Source organism: Chlorogloeopsis sp. ULAP02 (assembly GCF_038404745.2).
Classification (GTDB): Bacteria; Cyanobacteriota; Cyanobacteriia; order Cyanobacteriales; family Nostocaceae; genus Chlorogloeopsis.
On record NZ_JAYKTT020000049.1, the window covers coordinates 62,758 to 83,584 of the forward strand.

At 40.6% G+C, this 20,827-nt stretch carries 22 protein-coding genes; 14 read left to right on the plus strand and 8 right to left on the minus strand.

Annotation, left to right across the window (positions count from 1 at the left end; translation table 11 throughout):
• The first annotated feature begins 272 nt into the window (after positions 1 to 272).
• From U2718_RS17225 to U2718_RS17235, 3 genes are read left to right on the plus strand one after another with little or no spacing between them, the layout of a single operon-like run.
• A complete protein-coding gene (locus U2718_RS17225) occupies positions 273 to 1,421 on the plus strand; it encodes a ParM/StbA family protein (protein ID WP_342001637.1) in 1,149 nt (382 codons plus the stop codon).
• Entirely contained in the window at positions 1,418 to 2,056 is a 639-nt protein-coding gene (locus U2718_RS17230; RefSeq protein WP_342001635.1) for a hypothetical protein, read from the plus strand. The genes U2718_RS17225 and U2718_RS17230 overlap by 4 nt, the downstream gene beginning before the upstream one ends.
• Positions 2,057 to 2,101: 45 nt before the next feature.
• Positions 2,102 to 2,872, plus strand: a complete 771-nt coding sequence (locus U2718_RS17235; protein ID WP_342001633.1) for a mobilization protein — start codon at positions 2,102 to 2,104, stop codon at positions 2,870 to 2,872.
• 26 nt (positions 2,873 to 2,898) lie between these two features.
• On the opposite strand, the gene U2718_RS17240 is transcribed toward U2718_RS17235, so the two are convergent.
• Positions 2,899 to 3,237, minus strand: a complete 339-nt coding sequence (locus U2718_RS17240; protein ID WP_342001749.1) for a zinc ribbon domain-containing protein — start codon at positions 3,235 to 3,237, stop codon at positions 2,899 to 2,901.
• On the opposite strand from U2718_RS17240, the gene U2718_RS17245 reads away from it, so the two are divergent.
• Both U2718_RS17245 and U2718_RS17250 read left to right on the plus strand, forming a co-directional pair.
• A complete protein-coding gene (locus tag U2718_RS17245) occupies positions 3,236 to 4,021 on the plus strand; it encodes a DUF6753 family protein (RefSeq protein ID WP_342001631.1) in 786 nt (261 codons plus the stop codon). The two genes, U2718_RS17240 and U2718_RS17245, sit on opposite strands and share 2 nt — an antisense overlap.
• Before the next feature lie 152 nt (positions 4,022 to 4,173).
• On the plus strand, positions 4,174 to 4,719 hold the full coding sequence (locus tag U2718_RS17250; protein WP_342001629.1) for a hypothetical protein: 546 nt from the start codon (positions 4,174 to 4,176) through the stop codon (positions 4,717 to 4,719).
• A gap of 78 nt (positions 4,720 to 4,797) precedes the next feature.
• On the opposite strand, the gene U2718_RS17255 is transcribed toward U2718_RS17250, so the two are convergent.
• The 3 genes from U2718_RS17255 to U2718_RS17265 form a co-directional block, all read right to left on the minus strand.
• On the minus strand, positions 4,798 to 5,112 hold the full coding sequence (locus tag U2718_RS17255) for a hypothetical protein (protein ID WP_342001627.1): 315 nt from the start codon (positions 5,110 to 5,112) through the stop codon (positions 4,798 to 4,800).
• Positions 5,113 to 5,297: 185 nt separating this feature from the next.
• Positions 5,298 to 5,729 carry a hypothetical protein gene (locus tag U2718_RS17260; protein WP_342001625.1) on the minus strand — a complete coding sequence of 144 codons (432 nt, stop codon included), beginning with the start codon at positions 5,727 to 5,729 and terminating at the stop codon, positions 5,298 to 5,300.
• 172 nt (positions 5,730 to 5,901) lie between these two features.
• On the minus strand, positions 5,902 to 6,558 hold the full coding sequence (locus U2718_RS17265; RefSeq protein ID WP_342001624.1) for a primosomal protein: 657 nt from the start codon (positions 6,556 to 6,558) through the stop codon (positions 5,902 to 5,904).
• Positions 6,559 to 6,871: 313 nt separating this feature from the next.
• Between U2718_RS17265 and U2718_RS17270 the strand changes: the two genes are divergently transcribed.
• The 3 genes from U2718_RS17270 (at position 6,872) to U2718_RS17280 (ending at position 10,642) form a co-directional block, all read left to right on the plus strand.
• The gene (locus U2718_RS17270) at positions 6,872 to 8,509 is read left to right on the plus strand and encodes an ATP-binding protein (RefSeq protein WP_342001623.1); all 1,638 of its coding nucleotides are present in this window, start codon (positions 6,872 to 6,874) and stop codon (positions 8,507 to 8,509) included.
• Between the two features lie 229 nt (positions 8,510 to 8,738).
• On the plus strand, positions 8,739 to 9,524 hold the full coding sequence (locus U2718_RS17275; RefSeq protein ID WP_099068970.1) for a ParA family protein: 786 nt from the start codon (positions 8,739 to 8,741) through the stop codon (positions 9,522 to 9,524).
• Complete coding sequence (locus U2718_RS17280) at positions 9,524 to 10,642, plus strand: ParB/RepB/Spo0J family partition protein (RefSeq protein ID WP_342001617.1); 1,119 nt, start codon at positions 9,524 to 9,526, stop codon at positions 10,640 to 10,642. The genes U2718_RS17275 and U2718_RS17280 overlap by 1 nt, the downstream gene beginning before the upstream one ends.
• Positions 10,643 to 11,239: 597 nt before the next feature.
• On the opposite strand, the gene U2718_RS17285 is transcribed toward U2718_RS17280, so the two are convergent.
• Positions 11,240 to 11,593: a four-helix bundle copper-binding protein gene (locus U2718_RS17285; protein ID WP_342001616.1), complete on the minus strand. Its 354-nt coding sequence runs from the start codon at positions 11,591 to 11,593 to the stop codon at positions 11,240 to 11,242.
• A 265-nt stretch (positions 11,594 to 11,858) separates the two neighbouring features.
• On the opposite strand from U2718_RS17285, the gene gorA reads away from it, so the two are divergent.
• The 3 genes from gorA (at position 11,859) to U2718_RS17300 (ending at position 15,606) form a co-directional block, all read left to right on the plus strand.
• Positions 11,859 to 13,202: a glutathione-disulfide reductase gene (gene gorA, locus U2718_RS17290; RefSeq protein WP_342001614.1), complete on the plus strand. Its 1,344-nt coding sequence runs from the start codon at positions 11,859 to 11,861 to the stop codon at positions 13,200 to 13,202.
• Positions 13,203 to 13,282: 80 nt separating this feature from the next.
• On the plus strand, positions 13,283 to 14,266 hold the full coding sequence (locus U2718_RS17295) for a DUF4396 domain-containing protein (RefSeq protein ID WP_342001612.1): 984 nt from the start codon (positions 13,283 to 13,285) through the stop codon (positions 14,264 to 14,266).
• Positions 14,267 to 14,268: 2 nt separating this feature from the next.
• On the plus strand, positions 14,269 to 15,606 hold the full coding sequence (locus U2718_RS17300) for a copper oxidase (protein ID WP_342001610.1): 1,338 nt from the start codon (positions 14,269 to 14,271) through the stop codon (positions 15,604 to 15,606).
• 72 nt (positions 15,607 to 15,678) lie between these two features.
• On the opposite strand, the gene fldA is transcribed toward U2718_RS17300, so the two are convergent.
• Positions 15,679 to 16,191 (minus strand): flavodoxin FldA, encoded by a 513-nt coding sequence (gene fldA / locus U2718_RS17305; protein ID WP_342001609.1) that lies wholly within the window; start codon positions 16,189 to 16,191, stop codon positions 15,679 to 15,681.
• A gap of 507 nt (positions 16,192 to 16,698) precedes the next feature.
• Between fldA and U2718_RS17310 the strand changes: the two genes are divergently transcribed.
• Positions 16,699 to 17,466, plus strand: coding sequence for a glycoside hydrolase family protein (locus tag U2718_RS17310; RefSeq protein WP_342001607.1), 768 nt, complete (start codon positions 16,699 to 16,701; stop codon positions 17,464 to 17,466).
• 57 nt (positions 17,467 to 17,523) lie between these two features.
• Here the strand turns inward: U2718_RS17310 and U2718_RS17315 are convergent, their stop codons facing one another.
• Together U2718_RS17315 and U2718_RS17320 are read right to left on the minus strand one after the other, a co-directional pair.
• Positions 17,524 to 17,787, minus strand: coding sequence for a hypothetical protein (locus tag U2718_RS17315; RefSeq protein WP_411813318.1), 264 nt, complete (start codon positions 17,785 to 17,787; stop codon positions 17,524 to 17,526).
• Positions 17,738 to 18,094 carry a polysaccharide deacetylase family protein gene (locus U2718_RS17320; protein WP_411813315.1) on the minus strand — a complete coding sequence of 119 codons (357 nt, stop codon included), beginning with the start codon at positions 18,092 to 18,094 and terminating at the stop codon, positions 17,738 to 17,740. Before U2718_RS17320 ends, U2718_RS17315 begins: the two co-directional genes overlap by 50 nt.
• Before the next feature lie 122 nt (positions 18,095 to 18,216).
• Between U2718_RS17320 and U2718_RS17325 the strand changes: the two genes are divergently transcribed.
• Together U2718_RS17325 and U2718_RS17330 are read left to right on the plus strand one after the other, a co-directional pair.
• Entirely contained in the window at positions 18,217 to 18,915 is a 699-nt protein-coding gene (locus U2718_RS17325; protein WP_342001606.1) for a DUF305 domain-containing protein, read from the plus strand.
• 239 nt (positions 18,916 to 19,154) lie between these two features.
• A complete protein-coding gene (locus U2718_RS17330) occupies positions 19,155 to 20,825 on the plus strand; it encodes an efflux RND transporter periplasmic adaptor subunit (RefSeq protein WP_342001604.1) in 1,671 nt (556 codons plus the stop codon).
• Positions 20,826 to 20,827: the final 2 nt, after the last annotated feature.

Below are 20,827 nucleotides of genomic sequence, written 5' to 3' on the forward strand. Positions count from 1 at the left end.
AAGAAGAATATATACATAATGTATGCAGTGGCGTTGAATTGGCACTCAATTGGGATTGAATTGGCGTTTAAGTGGCGCTTAAGTGGCGTTGAATTGGCATTTGAGTGGCGTATTTTTGAATTCAATAGCATAAAAATAACTACTTGAGAAAATGCAGCAAAAAAATAACCAATGGGCTAATTTTTTGCCTTATAAAAATGGTCAGTGGGTAGATTGGCATGATTTATATTTGCACTTAACTTAAAGGAAAGCTTTTAGGTAAACCACAGTCAATGTCAAACTTGATAGTCAGTTTTGACCCTGGTGCTTCCTTGACCAAGATTGTTTACGAACTAGCAACTGAAGGCAAACCATGTTTGATGACAATGGAACCAGAGATGCTGAAGTTGCCTCAAAGTTCGATTGACGCTTATATGTCGAGTCGCAAGGGTCTAGAATCTCCTAAACCAGCAGATGAAGCCTGGGTGTCAAGTCCTGCAAATGGTGATACACAATGTACGGTAGTTGGATTCCTGGCACAGCAGTTTTCAGCATCTGCCAGACTCGATAAGCTCAAGTACGAAACCTCAATTCACAAAGCCTTGGCGGTTATTGGTGCGATCGCTCAACACAACAAATTGCCTAACAGGTTTTCACTATCACTGACTTCACTACTGCCCTATGGTGAATATCAAAATCGCCAAGCATTTGAGCAACAGTTGCAGTCTGCACTCAAGGATTTTAGGTTTCGGGGTCAAAGGTTGCGGGTGAAACTGGAGAGATTCGAGTGCTTACCCGAAGGTGCGGGATTGGCAACGATTCGTCAACGCCAGAATGGTAAAGAATGGTTTAATGCTCAAACCATTGCAGTGCTGATGTTCGGGCATCGCAACACCAGCCTTCTATTATTTGAACGGGGCAAGATGACGGCGGGTTACACCAATGGGCTGGGCTTTCACCAAATGGTAAAGCGAGTAATTGAGCGCACATCTGGACAGGATGCCACTGCTTTGACCTCTGCCATCTATGCAGCCGGTTCAGATATCACGGCTGATAACCAAGCAATTCGCGCTCTAGTCAAAAGCAGAGAACCTAAAAATATTGATTATGAATTGCAGATGATTGTTAATGCCATTGCTACTGCTAAAGCTGAGTATTGGTCTAGGCTTTACGATTGGCTGGAATCAACTTTACCTGCGGTGAACGAGGTGATTTTGAGTGGTGGTGCAGCATTGTACTTAGAGCAAGAGTTACAAGACTGCTTTCAAGAAATTTCAACTTATTGGGGTGCTGACTTACAGCAACAGGTACAAGAAGTATTCAAGGATAAAAGTAATGATTATTGCCGTACTTTCCGGGAACAGGAAGCTTTGTCGTTTAGGTTGATTGATGCGTTTGGTTTGTTTATGCGGTTTAGAGCGCAAATCGAGAAGGTAGCATGACTACAAATAAAAAACAACCCAAAAATAATGACAATAATAGACAACCCAATAGTAGCGGTAGTCGCAGACTGCCTGAACGAACTGATACTGACAGACAAAGACAATATAAAAATTTGACTCTTCGGCTTCGTGCTTACTCAAATACTGTTGATGCAAAGCTAATTATATATTTGCAAAAAGGAAATGGGGTCAGTACTAGCAAAGAGATGGTGTTACAGGCATTACGAATGTGTTGGTTGCCTTTAGCATATCAAGCTCAAGCAAATGCGGATGTAGAAATTAGTGATAAAGAGGTGCGTCAAGTAGGGTTAATTTGTTGTCATGCCTTAGAGCAACATTTGGCCTATTTGCGAATGGAATTAGGATTACCACATAAATCAAGTGATGTTTTGCCTGTACCTCTCAGCACTATGACCAATCCTCAAACCCTTGCTAATATGTTCGGTCTAGAAATTGGTAATAGCGATGGTATTGATGATGAGAATGATAGTAATGCTAGCTCTAAAGGTAAAACTAAAGGCAATGGCAGTAGTAATAGTGACAACCAGCCAAAACACAAAATAGATTCTGATTCCTTCATTCCTGGTGAGGGGTCTTTCTATGATGAAACAGACGATATGTTTGAGAATATTTAAGTATTTATTAATGCACATTTAGTCAAATCAAAAAGGAGATTTAAAATGGCAGCAATTCACTTCATGGATGGTGAAAAAGGTGGAGTTGGCAAGTCTTTGTTTGCACGGGTTATGGTGCAATACTGCATTGACAATAAACTCTCTTATGAGTTGGTAGAAGCAGACCAAAGTAATCCAGATGTGGGCGCATTTTACCCAGATAATCATAAAATAGCAGTTTTTAGCGAATCAGAGCGTAAAGCTTACGATGCTGATGAAATTTTTAATTTAGCACTAACAACTTCTGTCATTGTCAATTTACCTGCTCAAGTATACCCAGCAGTAACTGATTGGATTGAGCGTAATCAAATCCTAGAACTTACTGGGAAAAATAAGGTCAAAATATACAAATGGTTTGTTTGTAGTGGTGGATATGACAGCGTTCAATTATTTATGCAATCTCTAGAACGCTTTGAAAACAAAGTCAAGCATATCTTTGTACGCAATTGTGGTTTATGCGATGACTGGAAACACGTAGATGGACGTAAGGATTTACAGGATTTAATCAAAGCTTATAAAGTAGCTGTCATCAATTTTCCTAAGTTCAGCTATCGAGAACGGGATATACTTGATGCCAATCAGATAAATTTTTCTGCGGCTAGAGATTATGGAGAGTTAGGTGTATTGGGTAAGCAGCGATTACACAGTTTTCTCAAAAAAGCTTCTGACGAAATTGAGAAAGCTAAAATCTGGAACCTTCCGGCAGCTTCAATTACTTCCCCAACAGAAAAAGTTGATGATGCTAATGTCAACGGCAAAGTTGCTACCAAGAAGTAATGTGACATCCTCCACATACCTGCTTATCAGGTAGGTGTGGGCTTCTTAACCTCGCGATTAAGCATTCCTACGCCGCGCCACTTATCTAGGCATTGCACCCCCGACAGTACGACTTCACAGGCAATTTCTTTCCCCGATTGTCCATCGGTACTATTTATCGATTCCAACCCTCTCTGTAACAGTACTTGTGCCGCAGCACGATCTCTAGTTGTTTGATACCCACATTCACAACAGGAATGCCGTCTCTCCGAGAGCAGTTTTTTGCCAGTATGAGTGCCACAGTTGGGACAGATTTGAGAACTGTACTTGTGGTTCACCTTAGCAAAATATTTACCTCTTTTCCAGCTAAAAGCAAATACAGATATGAGTAATTCTCACACTGAAGAACTCGATTTAGACGATGAATTTTTGGATTCAGTAGCCGCTAGAGGCAAAGGACTGAGCCAAATTCCTTACCCAACTTTATTAGATTTAGCCATTCGAGGTAAAGATGATTCATTTAAAGCTAGGGTTTGGGAAATAGTAGTCCAAACTGGACTAGACCCTGATGACCCAGCATTTCTGATGATGATTGCTACTGGCAGGCTACAAGTGCTGTTGGAAGACAATCCCAAAGAAATGGAAGCAATGTTTGACCTGTGGCAAACGCAGCTTTATGACCATCTCCAGACATATGAAAAGGCAGCAGTAAAAGGTCAGCAAAAAGCGATCGCTCAGTCAGTGGCGGCATTAATTAGGCGTACTGAATTTGAGCGTGCTATTCATTCAGTTCCCTCTCTAATTGCTGCGGGAATACTGCTATTAATTGCAGCTGGAGTAGGCGGACTGGTAAGTATAGGTGGAATGTCTTGGTATCAATCCAGTCATCTAGATCCTGCCGGGCCACGCCAACTGACCCAAGAGGAAGCCAATGCTTTGGAATGGGCAACCAGTAATGAAGGTAAGTTTGCTCACAACCTAATGCAATGGAATCAAGATTTACTCAGTCGTGACCAAAACGGTCAACTTTCTTGTGCTAAGGATGTCAAGCGTTTGGGGGTAACACTGGAAATTGGAGCAAGTAGCAGAAAAGCCTCATCCGGGTTCTGCACGTTATGGACATCACCTAGCAATCAACGCCAGTTTGTATCTAAACCGCGTCTACCTTGAAAACCATAGTTTTTTGGAATTAGAGTAAAGCTCAGAACTCAAGCCACAACCGAATAATACACTCTCCTTAAAAACTCCAGGTTTCAAAATGGGCAAAGTTTAAGTTAAAAAATTAGTTGTCAATTTCTCAATCGTAGAAGAGGATTCAGCAGATGTTTACCTGCAAAGTTAACTGGCTTTGGCTGCTAGTAATAGGAGGTATAATTACAGCTTGTACCCCTGCTACTGTAAATGTCAGTGGCAAGGATGAGAAGAATACGACTCAAGCTCAAGCTCAAACTGTGCCTGATTATCCACCGATGTATGACGTGGATGTTAAAGTTTGTGGCAACATTATTGCCCCTCTCAAGGATGGAAAACGTTGTGTAAATCAACAATTGCGTTTGTGGGGGCCAGTAGGAGAGGCAAAATTAGCTCGTGCTGGTATTTCTCTACCATCAGTTTCTAGCGTAGAGCATAAATTAGCGATCGCCTCGAAAGGCTGTTATCCTGTTTATTCCCAACCTGACCAGCAGCAGTTTTATTGGGCTAATTCCATTATTCAAGTCAACAGGGGAGGAACTGCACCCACAGTTGAAGTCAAGCCAACTCAACTTTCAAACCAGCAGATTAATGAGTTAATGACTAGTAAACTTTCCAGTCGGACAATTACAACATTTGGTGGGGTGGGGTGCGAACCTGCATCTTCGGTAAAATAAAGCTTTTACGGTTGAGGGTGGGTGGGCAAAAAAGTTACCCCACATTTTAGTGGGGCTACTGTGAGAGCCAGCAGGTAATTATGAAGCTTCAGCCCATCTAGCTGTACGTTGTTGTTTATGAGCTTTGCGCCGCTCCCGTACTGCATCCAAATCTTTCAGTCCATACAGACGTTTGGCGTATGCTAGTAGTTCATTGATGGGAGTTTCGCTATAGTCCTGGCGAAAGTGAATGTTATGTTCGTTCCAATCAAACTCTTGCTGATTAAAACGTGCTTGAGCAGCAAGTTCTCTGCCTGATTCCTCACGTAAAACTTCCAGTACCATTAATCGCACTTTATCCTGATATCCTACTACCTGATCCAACGCTTTTGTTTGTTGCTGATTACGAGTCATTTGATTATCCTTTGATTAACGAATTACTAAATCTCACCTAGACAGCATCGACAGATGCCTTCTGACTTAGAGTTCACTTTTGAATCTCTTTAATTCAGCAGCAATCGCTGCATTCAATTCTGTTTTTTGGATGCGGGTGGGCGGGAAATAGAATGCCCCGAATTAGATAATTCAGGGCATCGTAATTAATCGTCAATTTCTATATCTTCGTCATCTTCATCTTGTTCAAAATCGTCATTTATCAAGTCATCAGAGTTGCTACTTAAACTATTGAGTCCATCCATACGTTTAGACCGAGCAGCTTTATGAGAAGCACGTCTATCTCGTATTTCATCAAGATTATTCAAGCCGTAAAGTTTGCGGGCATAATTCACCAGTTCTTTTAATGGTGTATTTACATAGTCCTTACGGAAGTGGGAATTGTGTTTGTCCCAATCAAACTCTTGTCCGTTAAATCTGGCTGCTGCTGCTAATTCTCTTCCTGATTCTTCCCGCAATACTTCAATTACCATCAGGTGTACTTTTTCCTGATAAGTCATTACTCGTTCTAAAGCAGGAATATGCCTTTCAACTTTGCGTGCTGGTTTAGCAGTTTTGCGAGCGTTAGCGTTAACCATGAGAATTACTCCTTGATATTTAGTATTTTTCTCATAGAAACAGCATCGAAAGATGCAATTCGCTCCATTTTCAATTCTTTATTCTGCAAAAAAATAACCTGTATTGTTTGAGGCAATACATGGTTATTTTGGGTTATTATTCTGTAAATTACTGAGAATAAGTCGGAATTATTTACTCGTCTTCATCTTCTTCATCTAATTCGTCATCTTCATCTAAATCCTCGTCGAGTTCATCTTCGATATCCTCATCCTCCTCATCTTCATCCAGGTCTTCGTCCAGTTCATCATCTAAATCGTCAAGTTCTTCCTCTTCCTGTTCTTGGAAAGAATTACGACGTTCCAGAGATGCACGGTTGAATTCAACTAAATCTGCTATTGCTTGCTCTGGGTCAGTGCTAATAGTGTCGTAGAGCATACTCATGAAAATTGCCACTACTTCTGGTGCATATTTGAGTGCATCTGGTTGTCCAAACAATTTAGTAAATAATTTGGTATTCCATTTCTGCCAATCAAACTTTTTGTTACCACCTTTCTTTTTCACCTGAGCAGCAATGTCAAGTCCGAGTTTTTCACGGGCTGCATGACCTATTTTAGTTGAAACACGCGAATCCCGTAGCTGCAATTTAACGCCGTATTCTTTGAAGATTAGGTTCCGCAATTCCTTCAACAATGCTAATGCCTCTTCTTGTGGTGAAGCATTTGCTACCTTTGATTTAGTTGTAGCGGATGTGCCATTAGTTTTGGCAGATGTTTTAGCATTAGCTCCATTGCGATTGTTGTTATTGGTTTGAGCTTTAGCGATTCCTTCGGAGCGCTTTGCGTACGCCATTTTACAGCTTCCTTTAATCAAGTAAATTTTTCACCTCCTTGCCGCAATCGCGGCTTTCACATCCATTTCATTTCAATTTCATTTTTTTGCGATTTCAAACCTGTCTTTGCTGCGACGACAAATTTATACTTTGGAATTAAGAGATAAAGAAACGCACTAGGAGCAGTTTCCGAAATTAACGCTGTGCTGGAGGCGATCGCTCTTTTTTACACAAGAAATATAGCCAACCAGTTAGTAATAATTATCCGTGTGGCTAAAGCACCAGTAATAAATTTGCTCTAAAAGGGAAAAGTAAGTTGTTAAAGTCAGATTTATGAAATTGATAACAGACTGGCCTGCTCTGGCTGACCAAAATACTCCAATTGTGGCTGTGGAGTATCATACGCCTGACAGAATACAGATATTACAGCAGTTTTACCATTGGGGTGAGGAGCGGTCTTTGTCAGTCTTTGTCTGGAATCCTGGTTACTGTGGACTACAGAAATTAATTCAACATCAAGGTCAGTACATCTTACAGTCAACTGACAAAGGTAAAAACGGGGACATTATTCAGTATCTTCTGGAGGAATACCAACCAGGCATTTATTTACTGGAGGGAGTGCTAAATGAGGATGATGGTAGCAAAATAAGTCAAAAACGTAGCTATCAATTACTCAATGGCTGTCATCAAACTCTCTGGAGTCAGCAACATCATTACTGGGTGTTATTAGAAACTTACGTTCAACTATCTCTAGAATTACAGCCTTTTATTCCTGTACTGTCAAATCCACTTCCAGACCAACAGCAGGTGCAGATGGTTGTAGAGCAGTTTTGTGATACCTGGGTTGGGCATAGTCATTCCCGGCTTCAGCAGTTTGCGGAGTGCGATCGCCTATGCCCCACCATACCCCATCACCATTCTTGGTTAAAGACAACAGAAAAAACAGAAGCGCTGCAATTGCTCTTACGTGCCTGTCAGGGTTTACCCATAGGCGAGATAAATATGCTACTACAGCAATATCTGCGTTTTGCAGAGCAGATTGAGGAAATTGCCCAATTAGTGCTAAAGCATAAAGTTAGCAAACTGCGGGGACGGGGTTTAGAGTACATTGCTCAACCGGATGTACCTTCAGCCGGGGGATTAGATTTGCTGGAGAAAAGGTTGGAAACTATTACCTGTCTACTTCAACCTAAAGCAAAGCAATATGGATTAAAGTTTCCCACTGGGATGCTCTTATGGGGACCACCGGGTACTGGTAAAAGCCTTTCTGCCAAGTTAGCAGCGAAGAAAATGGGATTACCATTGTTAGCAGCTAATTGGGGTGTACTACTGGGTGATTCTCATCCCGACAGAGCATTAAAGGAGTTTATTGCTTTGGTGACTTCCCTTGCTCCCTGTGTACTCTACTGGGATGACTTTGATAAAGGTTTTGCTGGCTGGGACTCCAATGCAGATGGAGGTGTGGCACGGCGGCTATCTGCTGCTTTACTGACTTGGATGCAAGAGCATCAAGAGCCAGTTTATACCATTGCTACTGTCAATCGCTTGTCAATGCTACCTGCGGAATTAGTGCGCCGTTTTGATGATATCTTTTTTGTGGATTTACCCCATGAAGGGGCAAGATATGAAGTTTTCAATCTACATCTAGCTAAGTATTTTCCAGCATTTCGAGACAATAACTCACCTTGGAGCGATGACCAATGGCGTAGACTGTTGGCTGAATATCGCATTTGCAGTCCGGCAGAAATTGGTAATGCAGTCCGTCGTTGTGCTGAGGAGGCTTTTCATCAAGGTAGACCAGGGGAAATTGAGTTTGAGGATTTGCTGAAACAGCGACAAGAATTCATACCAGCTATGGAGCGAGAGTCAGAACAGATACAGGCAATTCGCAATCAGGCTATTTATGCTAAACCTGTGGCTAGTCAGGATGTTTCTCGATTTGCTTATCAGCACCGAGAGTTATTTGGGTAATCATTTTGGCAACAAAAAAATGAGTGAGAGGCTCGTCCACCACAAATAAATTAGGAAGCTTCTCGACTCGCCAAAAAGCCTAGCCTCAATTAGCCTAATGTAATTTTTGAAATTCAGCTTGTGTCGGATTTTGAAATCCGACATTTATTAAAATTTTCAAACTTATGTTTGTCGGATTTTAAAATCCGACAAATCATTGATATACTGCGACTAAGTTTGAGTAATTTTTATGAAACAGATAGTTCTTGCGCTCCTGGCTAATGCTGGTGGAGTAGGTAAGTCTACCATTAGCACACATATTGCCTATGAAGTAAGTAAGCGGGGTTATACAGTAGCTATGTTAGATTTAGACCCCCAACGTTCATTGGATGTGTTTTGTGGTTTGTCCCCAGCCGAAGCAAATTTAACTACAGTAGAGTTACTGTCTAAGGATTTTAAAGGTGATTGGTCATTAGTACCAGTTTGGGATTCCAAAGTTGAGGTGTATCAAGGACATCCCTTGTTGGCTGAAATAGCTAATGAATTGGTGATCAGAAAACGTGGAGAATACAGTTTAGCAGACAAACTAAATAAATATTCATTACCTCATAACTTAATTATTTTGGACTGTCCTGCAACTTTGGGTATGCTAAATGTCAATGCTTTAGCTGCTGCTACTCATGTTTTAGTTCCAGTACAGTTAGAAATGAAAGCTATTTCTGGTTCGGCAGAGTTAGTTGAATGGTGTATTTCCACAAGTGACGAGTTACAACTTGAACCACGTCCACCAATTTTAGGGTTTGTTCCCAGTATGTATAACGAAGTAGTAGCTATGCATAGGCAATACCTAGCACAGTTACCTGCAATTGCTGAGAGATTAGGGATAAAGTTATATCCAAAAATTCGGAGTTCTAACGAGTTTAAAAATGCTAGTGCCTATGGATTACCATTGCACAAGTATCGTCCCAAGCATCCTGCTTGCAAAGATTTCAAATTAATTGTTGATGATGTCATTGCATTAATTAAGGAAAAATAATGGCAAAAGCATTACCGCAAATAGGCGATAAATTTAAAGGGGCAGTGCAGAAAACCGATCAAGAACAAAGAATTACGGATTTACAAGCTGAAGTAGAAAGGTTGCGTGCATTGCAATCACCAGAATTAGAGGCAGAAATCGCCAAACTACGCGAACAATTGCAAACGCAAACAGGTGAGATTGCTATTGATACCGGTTTAATTGACCCTAACCCTAACCAGCCAAGACAAACAATTACACAAGAGTCTATTCAGGCAAAAGCGAGATTACTAAAAAAACATGGGCAGATTACACCAGTTATTTTAGTTCCTCAAGATAACGGTCGTTATATGCTCTTGGACGGACAGTTACGTTGGGAAGCAGCAAAGCTATTAGGATGGGAGACTATTCGGGCCTTAATCGTACCTCAGCCACAGGATTTAGACCAATCATCGTTATTGACTTTTTTAGGTTTTGAAGATTTAAATCCACTCGATAAGGCAGAAGCAATATTTAAAGAGATCACCAAATCAACTGGTTTAGAATTGGATGAGGTTGCTACAACTCTTGGTGCTGTACTTAAGCGGCTTGAACGTAATAATCAAGTAAAGGAACTAACAAAATTATTAATTGCCAGTAGTGAGGAGCAACAACAAGGTTTAGAAGTACTGGATATTAATAACGAAGAGCAAGCTTTATTTTTAGTGTTCTTAGAATTTGGGTTGAATCCTGCTTCTGTTAAGTCCAATCTTTTACCAATGTTATCTTTGCCAGAAGATTTAAAAAAAGCAATTCGTCATCAAGAACTGAAAGGCGCTCACGCATTGGCATTAGCAACATTGTCATCAAAAATATTGAAAATTTCCGAACAAGAGGCAGCTATAGAACGAATCAAAGCAACAGAACAGGTATTAAAAGAAAGTTTAACTGTACCTGAGACACGCGATTTAGTTAAGAACATTAAAGCTAAGTATTTAACATCAGAACAATCAGAATCGAAAGAAATAAAGGCAGTTATTCAAAAAATCAGTAGTGGATTATCTGAAATAACTTTAGCTAATGCTAGTCGTGAACAACTTGAATCTTTACAAGAAATCTTGTCACAGAAATTAAATGAAATTGGTAAGTTAATCGGATAAAATTTTGTTGTTATTTGAACTATGGTAGTCAAGGTAAGCGCATCTCAAATGTTATTGACAAGCCGGTTTAGACTCCTCGTCAAGCTGAGGTAAAAGTCGCGTAGCCATTGTTACTTAGTTGTTAACAGAATTTTCCTTCATCAAACTCAAAACTGACTTCTAGTTTTCTTAGCAGCTCACTCGATAATACTTCTCCAAGCATTGCAACAAGCCTTTTTAAACTGGAGTCAAGTAAGTCTGCCGTCTTAAAGACTCTAACACTGCATAGGCAAAGCGATCTAGTACTTCACCAAATCGCAAACGCATTTCTCGTTTGCGGATTTGTAGCAGTTGGCGATGTACCTATCGATTCAAAGTCCACAACGTCATGCATAAAGGTAATGGCTGACCGTTCCTTGAGCGCTGAATTTTCTTGTTGAAGATTCTATAGCTGCACTAATCGCTTCTCTATTTTCTACTCGTATTGTGTAATACTTAGTAGTCGTTCTGAGAAATTCCATGTATTACGTGGATGATTGGCATGATTTTGTCTCGTAATACATGGTGTGGCATAAATTTTAATTATTTTGCAACGTAGCTGTCAGCAATTACAGCTACTTACGCCATAGCTTTCGCCATTTGACGACAAGAATCCGCACAGCGACGGCAAGATTCGGCACAGCGTTTACAGTGGTCGCTATCGTGTTTCTCGCACTCACTGGCACAGCGATCGCAAGCTTCAGCACAGACTCCGCACATCTGAGCATGAAGAGCCGAATTGCGGGACATAAAACGGGCACACAGAGCGCAAGTATCAGCACAGTCTCGGCACAGCTTGATACATTGAGCCATCATCTGTACCATATTGCCACTTAAACAGGCATCGGCACAGTTTTCGCAATCACGTAGGCAATCAAAGCAAGCCTCTATGCAACTTTCAAGCAAGGATTGGTGAGATTGGGTTGTCGTCATAATTATACCTCCGATTTCAAGTCATCAATTTCACATGAGACAGTATTTATGCCTCTGCGCCCTCAGATTAAAAAATAACTAATCTGCTTGCGTCTACCTAATGGCATGAATAATATTTATTACTAATTACATAGACTAATTTCATGCTGATTTCATTTGAGTATGCATGATTATTTTTTAATTAAAACTCCAAGAATTTCATATTAATTTCATCAGTATGTGAAAAGGTAAAAATATAAATGAATAAAAACAGAGTTAATAATTTATGAGCTTTGATTATGACCTTTTTGTAATTGGCGCAGGCCCTGGAGGTGTTGCTGCCGCTAGACAATCTGCTGCTCATGGTGCTCGTGTGTTAATTTCCGAACGCGACCAAGTAGGCGGTACATGTGTAATTCATGGCTGTATTCCTGAGAAACTGATGGCATATGCTGCTAGTTTTTCCCACGTTTTTGAAGATGCCGACGAATATGGTTGGGATAAAGTGAGTGACCGCATTGACTGGCATAAATTTATGGTAGCTAAAGACCGAGCAATTAAACATCTGAGTAAATTGCATATTCAGCATCTTGAAGAAGCAGGGGTAGACCTAATTTGGGGACGAACAAAATTTGTAGATTCTCATACTTTGGATGTTGGGGGTCGCCAGATTACTGCTAATAAAATATTAATTGCTGTAGGTGGAGAAGCTGTAAAACCAGAAATTCCAGGAATTGAATATGCTATTACTACACGTCAGATGTTTGAAATAAAGCAGCAACCGGAGCATATTGCCATTATTGGTAGTGACCAGATAGCAGTGAAGTTTGCTGGCAGCTTGAACGGTCTGATTTCAAAAGTTACTTTAATAGTAACCGAGGAGCGTATTTTACCAGATCGAGATGAAGATATTAGAGCTACAGTACAGCAAAGTATGATAAAAAATGGTATTCAAATTTTCTGCAATACTGTTGTTGAAAAAATTGAAAAAAATAAGGACTGTTTATGTTTGAGTTTGTTAGGAAATAAACAAGATGCTCTAACTGTAGATACCGTTCTTTGCGCCATAGGTCGAGTTCCTAATTTAAGTGGTCTTGATTTAGAAAAAGCAGGTATTCAAGTCAAACAAGGAGCGATCGCAGTAGACGAGTATAGTTGCACTAACCAGTCCAATATTTTTGCTGTCGGAGATTGCACCGACCGACCCCATTGGACTCCTGTTGCCATTGCCACAGGTCGTGCTTTTGCCGACACGGTGTTTGGTAATCAACTCCGAACTGTGAATTTAGAGTGCATTCCCTCAGTACTTTCTTCTCGACCTGAAGCAGCTACGATTGGTTTGACTGAAGCCCAAGCGCGTGAAAAATTTGGGGAATCAATACACTGCTATTCTCAAAGGTTTCAACCTCTTTTTGATACCATTGCTGAACCAGAACAGAAAACTCTCATTAAATTAGTAGTTGATACTAAATCAGATAAGGTACTCGGCGCTCATATGGTTGGTGAATACGCTGCTGAGATTATTCAATGTCTTGGACTTGCTATTCGGACAGATATTACTAAAAAAGATTTTGATGCAACAATTGGTATTCATCCTTCAGCTGCGGAAGAATTTTTTACCTTACGCTAACTTCTGCTAATTATAAAGCCAAAACTCTTTGAGAAGATACGCTTTTGAAGAACTAGCTTATTGTACATTCCAAGGTAAATATGCGCTCCAAATCAATTTTATGGATAGTTTTACTAGTACTAACTCTAGGATTAGTGCTATTAACTCCTCGTTTGGGAGTAAGTCAGAAATCACCTGATTATCTTGAGAGAATTCCTAATTCTATTGCTCAAAACTCACCTTTACCTCAGCCTGCGATCAACTCAAATATGCCCAGCATGAATATGTCTGGCATGAATGAGGCAAACTTCAAAAGTTCTGCTTGGATTGATACTGTTTTGATTGTTTGGTTTAGTCTGACAGTTCTCTCAGTAATTTATGTAGCCTGGGATGCGTTCACTAGTAATCCTGAACTAACTGTAATGAAGTGGGGATGGTTGTTAGTGACTCTTTACACAGGAGTAATTGGTGCGGCACTGTACATTCTGTCTTGTAAAGAACCAGTCCCAATGCAGCATGAGGAGTTTGTCAAGCCATTGTGGAAACAGACTGTTGGTTCGACAATTCATTGTTTAGCTGGTGATGCAACGGGAATTATCGTTGCTGCCGCAATTACCATGACCCTTGGACTACCCATGTGGCTTGATGTGATTTCTGAGTATCTTTTCGGCTTTGCCTTTGGGCTGTTTGTTTTTCAATCTTTGTTTATGAAAGATATGCTGGGTGGGTCATATCTCAAAGCTGTCCGGCGTTCTTTTATACCGGAATGGCTCTCAATGAATGCGGTGATGGCAGGAATGATTCCAGTAATGGTCATCCTGATGAGCCGTGATATGACAGCGATGGAGGCAACCTCAATTCGGTTCTGGGGCGTGATGTCTTTGGCAACTTTAGTAGGATTTATAGTTGCTTTTCCCGTCAATATGTGGCTAGTTGCTGTTGGTCTAAAACATGGCATGGGAACCGTGCGCGCATTAGGTAAAGGTGGTCACAGTTTAGCTGCTGAAAGAGAAGGAATTACAGCAACTTCCGATAAAGTGCCTGCATCCAATGCTGATACAGACCAAATTATGGAAGGAATGTAACCATGAAAACCCGTCGAAATATAGAGATGAATTCTTCTGCTGCCGATTCGCACGCGGGTATGGTGATGAAACCCAAAGCTACGCGATCGCAACTTCTAGCTGTGACGCTGTTAACACTATTAGCTTTAGCATTTGGTGTTTTCATCGCCGCACTCTACGGCAACTTTACCATGAGTGCTAGGAATATGCAGCCTGAGTCAATGCCAGGAATGAATATGGGCAACCAATCCATGCCTGGGATGAATATGAATAACGACAACAAGTCAATGTCTGGCATGAATATGGGTGGCACCAAATTTCCGACTCCAGTATCATTGCTACCACCTGCACCTATGAGTAGTGTCACTCAAATGAATGGTTTAGTCATGCCCCCAGGAATGATTATGACCTCTGATATGAGTATGGAAGCAATGGCAGACATGGCAGCAGTAGACTTGACAAAAATAGCCTACACTGCGCCCATTGATGCACGAGGGGATCAGACTCTAACACCTAAACTAGAGAATGGTGTGAAAGTATTTAACCTTGATGTTTCTTTGATCAAATGGAATATCCTACCAAATGTTCAAGTAGCTGCTTATGCTTTCAACCGTCAAGTTCCGGGGCCGCGGATTCGAGTTACTGAAGGCGATCGCGTCCGGATTGTAGTCAAGAACAACTTACCAGAATCAACCACAGTACATTGGCATGGCATGATTTTACCCAACAACATGGACGGGCCAGCCGATGTTACCCAAAAGCCAATTGCACCTGGTGCGAGCTATATTTACGAGTTCACTGTTAAGCAAGCAGGCACTTACTTTTACCACTCTCACAAAGATGTAGACCGCCAGCAAACTTTAGGGATGTACGGTGCGTTAATCATCGATCCCAAGAATAAACCAAAAACTCCTGCCTACGATCAAGACGTTTTGGTTCAGCTTCAGGAGTGGACAGTAAAGCAAGGCTACACCTTTCCAGCAATGCCGATGGAAGGGCTAATGCCTAACTTCTTCACAATTAATGGTAAAGCTTATCCCTCTACTGAAACAATCAACGCTAAAATTGGTCAAAAAATCCGCCTCCGCTTTATTGGTTCAAATAATGCCTTCATCCACCCAATGCATATTCATGGCGGCCCATTCAAAATTATTGAAACAGACGGTAATCCTCTACCCGCCGTTGCCCAAATAGAAAAAGACACTATCAATGTAGCTCCCGGTGAACGCTACGACGTAATTTGGACAGCTCGCGATCGGGGTAAGTGGTTGCTGCACTGTCATATTGCTCATCATGCAACAAACGACAACGTTGAGGTGGAAGGTGGGGGTGGCTTAACAATGATTATTAACGTTACCTAAATTAAAGAAGCTTTACTGACCGAAAGAGCTAGTTCAGAACTGCACCTTTCCAGTACGAGACTTTATACTCCTCTATAAACCAAACTCTTGTTTGAGTTGAACAACCCAAGCTTTAATTCGTTCATTCGTTAAGTCAGACTGATTATCTTCATCAAGCGCTAGACCTACAAATTTACCATCGCGGACGGCTTTAGATTCACTAAATTCATAACCATCTATTGACCAATAGCCAACTGTTTCACCACCCTTTTCTGAAATTTTTTCTGACAAAATCCCTATTGCATCTTGAAAGCTATCAGGATAACCAACCTGATCCCCTGCTCCAAAATAAGCAACTTTTTTGCCACTAAAGTCAATGTTATCTAGCTCATCATAGAAATCTTCCCAATCACTTTGCAATTCACCAATATTCCAGGTAGGGCAACCGATGATGATATAACTGTAATCCTTAAAATCATTTGGTTCAGCTTGTGAAATGTCATTTAACGTTACTACGTCTTCTCCACCAAATTCCTTTTGAATTGTTTCCGCTTCAGTTTGAGTATTTCCTGTTTGAGTGCCGAAAAATAAACCAATATTAGCCATTCTCCCTCCTTAATTTTCCTTGTAGTGATTGTTTTGCGTTGTGTTTATGCGGTCACTACTCTAGTTTGAAGCCGCTGTCGTATCTGCGTACTATCACTTTATACTAAGCAAAAGGGTAAATAATTTATGCTATCGCCATACACATCTGATGACAAAACTTTCTCGCCTCAACTTAAGAGGTTCCAAGGTTAAACTTCATCTTCCTAATGGCATGATTGTAATTTATTTCCAACGGCTGATAATTATTTCATCCTAATTTCATCTTGATATGTATATATAGATGTTTGAGTATTTTCTCAAGAATGTTTAATCTAAATTTAGAAGTAAATGAAAAATATATAATTATCAATAGCACATTTTTGATTTATTTATAATAAATTTTAATTACATTAGTAACTTATATAAATAAATATTTGTTAACACAATATATTTTAATAAAAATATAGATGATTAGCTTAAAATTATAGTTAGATTTATAGATTTATAAAAAAGATATAGAAAAAGCAAATGCCAAAAAATAATAATTTTTTGCTATTATTAGTTCACAAAATTACTAAGATAACTGTTGAGAAAACATACTATCTAAATCCAGCTAAAGTTCTCCTGCTAAAAAAAGTGAAGTTTAAGTGGGGAGCGACAATTGTTGGAATATTGACTACAGTTTTGTTAATTGTTCTTTGGCAAGGATTTAACACTCGCAAAACCTCTAGCATTTCTGACTACACTCCGCCTTTAGCAATGAAAGAAGGCGATCCTTATATTCGGGCATTAATGCGAACTATTACAGCTAGTGAAGCTCTAGATTCTAACCCTTATACTTTACTTTATGGTGGTAAGCATTTTTCCGATCTCAGCCGTCATCCCAATCAATGCATAACAATTGTTTCTGGCCCTCATAAAGGCGAGTGCAGTACAGCTGCTGGTCGTTATCAAATCCTTACAACTACCTGGCAAGAAAAAGTTAATAAGTACCACAAATTCTCCAAGTCTCTAAGTATAGCTCCTGAGAGTTTCGAGCCACAAATACAAGATGAGGTAGTATATGCATGGCTCAGTGACCATCATGCTTGGAGAGCAGATATTACAACTCTTTTGAAGCAGAAAAAACTTAATCAGGTTTTACAGATATTGTCCGGTACTTGGACAAGCTTAGGATATGGTACAGAGAATAATCAAGTCACGCCTTTGCTATCACAGGTTTATCAGCGAGTCTTAACAGAGGAATTGACATTAACCAAAACAAGAGAAGAACTTAGCAAAAAAGAAGCAAGATAATAATTAGAAAAAAAGAACAAAGATAGCTTGGATCAGGTAAAGTAATGAGTTAATAATTTATGTACCTTTATTCACTTTATGAAACTGCGCTGTTGTTACCAATGGTGTTTTTTGTACCTGTATTTCTAATAATTCTGGTATGGTTACAAACCTATAACCACGCTGTTTAAGTGAAGCGATAATTTGTGGTAAAGCCTTAACAGTGCGTGAGCGATCGCCACCACCATCATGCATCAGTACTATGCCACCAGGTTTCGCGTCCTTCAACACATTATTGACAAGTTTTAGATACTGGAGGACGGCGATAGTTGATCGAATCATCTGACCACATGAGAACAGCGTAATTATTCTTTTGAGCGTAATCAGCTACACCATTGTTGAGGATGCCATAAGGCGGACGAAACAGAAAAGTTTTTACTCCCATAATTTGGTAAATAGCTGTTGCGGTGGACTCAATCTCACGCGCAGCAACAGACAGGTTCATATGCCGATACCAGTGATACCACGTATGATTACCAATTGCGTGACCATCGGCTACCTCTAGCTTGGCAATTTGGGGAGAAACCTTTAATTTCATCCTGATTTCATCTTCGGCTGTCAAACTATGTAGTAAGTACAACAGTTGCATTGCAAGCAACCAGTTACCTAGATGATTTTATTACTTAAGCAAAAAATAAATCACCATTAGGGTTGACTCTCCAGTTGACTGGAGATTGCAAAATGAAATCAGGAAATATTTAGATAATCACTATGCAACTTTCTACTCTGAAAAACAGCTTTTTGTCATTGACCTTAGTAGCGATCGCCTCTGTTCCTATCGGTCTGTTAACAGCCTGTTCTACAACTACTTCCCAAAACCAAGCATCAAACCCTACTACCACTGCCACTGATACTAGCGACAAGCAACCGATGAATCATGGTAGTAGCACAAACCACAACATGACAATGGATTTAGGATCAGCCGATTCTAACTATAATTTACGGTTTATTGATGCGATGATTCCGCACCATCAGGGCGCAGTAAAAATGGCACAGGAAGCACAGGAGAAATCAAAACGTCCTGAAATCAAAAAGTTGGCTTCGGAAATTATTAAAGATCAAGATAAAGAAATCGCTCAGTTGAAACAGTGGCGCACAGCTTGGTATCCCGGAGCAAGCAGTACCCCGGTGGCTTATGATGCGAAAACAGGTAAAACAGTCCCAATGCCTGACGAACAAATGCAAGGGATGATGATGAATATGGACTTAGGAGCCGCCGATACTGAGTTTGACTTGCGGTTCATAAATGCAATGATTCCCCATCATGAAAGTGCAATCACGATGGCTCAAGATGCAGTGAGTAAGTCTAAGCGTCCTGAAATTAAGAAATTGGCTCAAAGTATCATTGATTCACAGCAAACAGAGATTAACCAAATGAAACAGTGGCGAAAAACTTGGTATAACCAGTAAGCAAAAGTATCTGTGTGAAGCATGAAGCAAGTATACAGAGCCAATAAACAGGAAATATTTGCTGCCCTTAAGTCCCAGTGATGTTTAAAGCGATTTGATTTTAAGAGCGGTCAAAGCTCGATTTCATCCTGATTTCATTTCTAAATGAAAAACTGGTAAAAGAGTGTATTTCTAAAACTTAAAAGCACTTTGACCGTTGACAATTTCATCCGTCCCATACTCAAGGACTTTTAGTAGCGATGTCTAATTCTCTACGCTCCCAAACACCTACAGCTATTCGTTATGTTTCTGGCACATTTCTGAGCCTGCTGTTATTAGCAAGTCCCGCAGTTGTTCTGGCTCATGGTGGACATGGAGACGAATTTCAAGGAGGAAGTGAAGCCACTTCAACTAATAATTCTATTCAGGTTGATGCCGACACAGCCAAACGTTTAGGGATTAAAGTCGAGCCTGTCCAACGTCAAAGGTTAGCTATTGGCATCAAAACCACTGGACAAATAGAGACTCTTCCTAACCAGAAAGTAGAAGTGACCACCCCAATTGAAGGGGCAAAAGTTGTTGAATTGTTGGTGGAACCAGGTGCATCAGTAAAGCTTGGTCAACCTGTTGCTGTTGTTACTAGTCCAGGCTTGGTTACATTACGCGTGGAATCTCAGGACAAATTAGCACAAGGTCAAGCTGATTTACAACAGGCGGAAGCTGACTTAAGACTAGCTCAACAAAACTACGAGCGATATCAACAAATAGCAACCTCTGAAATTGCTCAAGCACAGAGTCAAGTTGACTTTGCTCAAGAAAAGTACAACAAAGACAAACAGTTAGCCACTGAAGGTGCTTTACCCCGACGCAATGCCTTAGAATCCCAGACCCAGCTAGCGCAGGCAAAAGCCGAACTTACCAAAGCCAAGAGCCGTCGGGACGTTATCGGGGCAGAAAATCAACTTAAACGCGCCCAAGCATCAGTTCAACTAGCAAAGTCAAATATTAATCGCAGTAATACTAGTTATCAAACTCGACTTGCTCAACTGGGAAACCTTCCCAATGCTAAGGGATTAGTAACAGTAACCGCTCCTATATCTGGTAAGGTTGCTGATAGAGAAGTTACTATCGGTCAAACTTTTAATGATGCTGGTGGTAAATTGATGACGATTGTCAATGATAGTCGGCTTTTTGCCACAGCTAACATTTATGAAAAAGATTTAGGTAGAGTTAAAACTGGTCAAAGGGTGACTCTAAAAGTAGCCAGTATGCCTGAGCGTACCTTTTCTGGACGAATTTCCCGGATTGGTACGGTGGTAGAAGGAGAAACACGAGTTGTACCAGTACAAACAGAGGTGAATAACTCTAGCGGGCAACTCAAACCAGGAATGTTCGCAGAGCTGGAAGTCTTAACAGACCAAACGTCCTCTGCTATTTCAGCTATTCCTACCTCAGCAGTGGTTGACGCAAATGGTAAGAAAGTTGTTTACGTGCAAAATGGTAATGCTTACCAAACAGTTGAAGTGACTTTAGGGCAAACCTCTGGAGATATGGTTGAGGTCAAGAGTGGCTTATTTGAGGGCGATATGATTGTCACTCAACGCGCACCACAACTTTATGCACAATCATTGCGGGGTGGTACTAAGCCAACAGGTGAGACAAAAGAAGCTCCTGCACAAGCGACTGAAGTTAAAACGCCCAGCTTCCCAGTACCGTTGTGGTTGCTAGGAGCAGGTGGAGGAACTGCAATAGCTGCTGTAGGTTTCATGGCAGGCCGTCGCAGCAAGCCTCAACTAGTTCCAGTAGGGGCAGAACTTGCCTATGATGTACCAGAAGATTCTATTAATGGTTCTACAAACTCAGATGATAACCACCGCGCGCCTCATGAAGAACCAAAAGTCATAATCATCAGTAAAAATACCCAACAATAAAA

Bases quoted from the DNA above. Each gene is read 5' to 3' on its own strand.
- U2718_RS17325 (WP_342001606.1), top strand. From the start codon at position 18,217: ATGCAACTTTCTACTCTGAAAAACAGCTTTTTGTCATTGACCTTAGTA.
- U2718_RS17275 (WP_099068970.1), top strand. From the start codon at position 8,739: ATGAAACAGATAGTTCTTGCGCTCCTGGCTAATGCTGGTGGAGTAGGT.
- U2718_RS17270 (WP_342001623.1), top strand. From the start codon at position 6,872: ATGAAATTGATAACAGACTGGCCTGCTCTGGCTGACCAAAATACTCCA.
- U2718_RS17250 (WP_342001629.1), top strand. From the start codon at position 4,174: ATGTTTACCTGCAAAGTTAACTGGCTTTGGCTGCTAGTAATAGGAGGT.
- U2718_RS17330 (WP_342001604.1), top strand. From the start codon at position 19,155: ATGTCTAATTCTCTACGCTCCCAAACACCTACAGCTATTCGTTATGTT.
- U2718_RS17230 (WP_342001635.1), top strand. From the start codon at position 1,418: ATGACTACAAATAAAAAACAACCCAAAAATAATGACAATAATAGACAA.
- U2718_RS17265 (WP_342001624.1), bottom strand. From the start codon at position 6,558: ATGGCGTACGCAAAGCGCTCCGAAGGAATCGCTAAAGCTCAAACCAAT.
- U2718_RS17245 (WP_342001631.1), top strand. From the start codon at position 3,236: ATGAGTAATTCTCACACTGAAGAACTCGATTTAGACGATGAATTTTTG.
- U2718_RS17255 (WP_342001627.1), bottom strand. From the start codon at position 5,112: ATGACTCGTAATCAGCAACAAACAAAAGCGTTGGATCAGGTAGTAGGA.
- U2718_RS17260 (WP_342001625.1), bottom strand. From the start codon at position 5,729: ATGGTTAACGCTAACGCTCGCAAAACTGCTAAACCAGCACGCAAAGTT.
- fldA (WP_342001609.1), bottom strand. From the start codon at position 16,191: ATGGCTAATATTGGTTTATTTTTCGGCACTCAAACAGGAAATACTCAA.
- U2718_RS17280 (WP_342001617.1), top strand. From the start codon at position 9,524: ATGGCAAAAGCATTACCGCAAATAGGCGATAAATTTAAAGGGGCAGTG.
- U2718_RS17300 (WP_342001610.1), top strand. From the start codon at position 14,269: ATGAAAACCCGTCGAAATATAGAGATGAATTCTTCTGCTGCCGATTCG.
- U2718_RS17310 (WP_342001607.1), top strand. From the start codon at position 16,699: ATGCCAAAAAATAATAATTTTTTGCTATTATTAGTTCACAAAATTACT.
- U2718_RS17315 (WP_411813318.1), bottom strand. From the start codon at position 17,787: ATGATTCGATCAACTATCGCCGTCCTCCAGTATCTAAAACTTGTCAAT.
- U2718_RS17285 (WP_342001616.1), bottom strand. From the start codon at position 11,593: ATGACGACAACCCAATCTCACCAATCCTTGCTTGAAAGTTGCATAGAG.
- gorA (WP_342001614.1), top strand. From the start codon at position 11,859: ATGAGCTTTGATTATGACCTTTTTGTAATTGGCGCAGGCCCTGGAGGT.
- U2718_RS17225 (WP_342001637.1), top strand. From the start codon at position 273: ATGTCAAACTTGATAGTCAGTTTTGACCCTGGTGCTTCCTTGACCAAG.
- U2718_RS17295 (WP_342001612.1), top strand. From the start codon at position 13,283: ATGCGCTCCAAATCAATTTTATGGATAGTTTTACTAGTACTAACTCTA.
- U2718_RS17235 (WP_342001633.1), top strand. From the start codon at position 2,102: ATGGCAGCAATTCACTTCATGGATGGTGAAAAAGGTGGAGTTGGCAAG.
- U2718_RS17320 (WP_411813315.1), bottom strand. From the start codon at position 18,094: ATGCAACTGTTGTACTTACTACATAGTTTGACAGCCGAAGATGAAATC.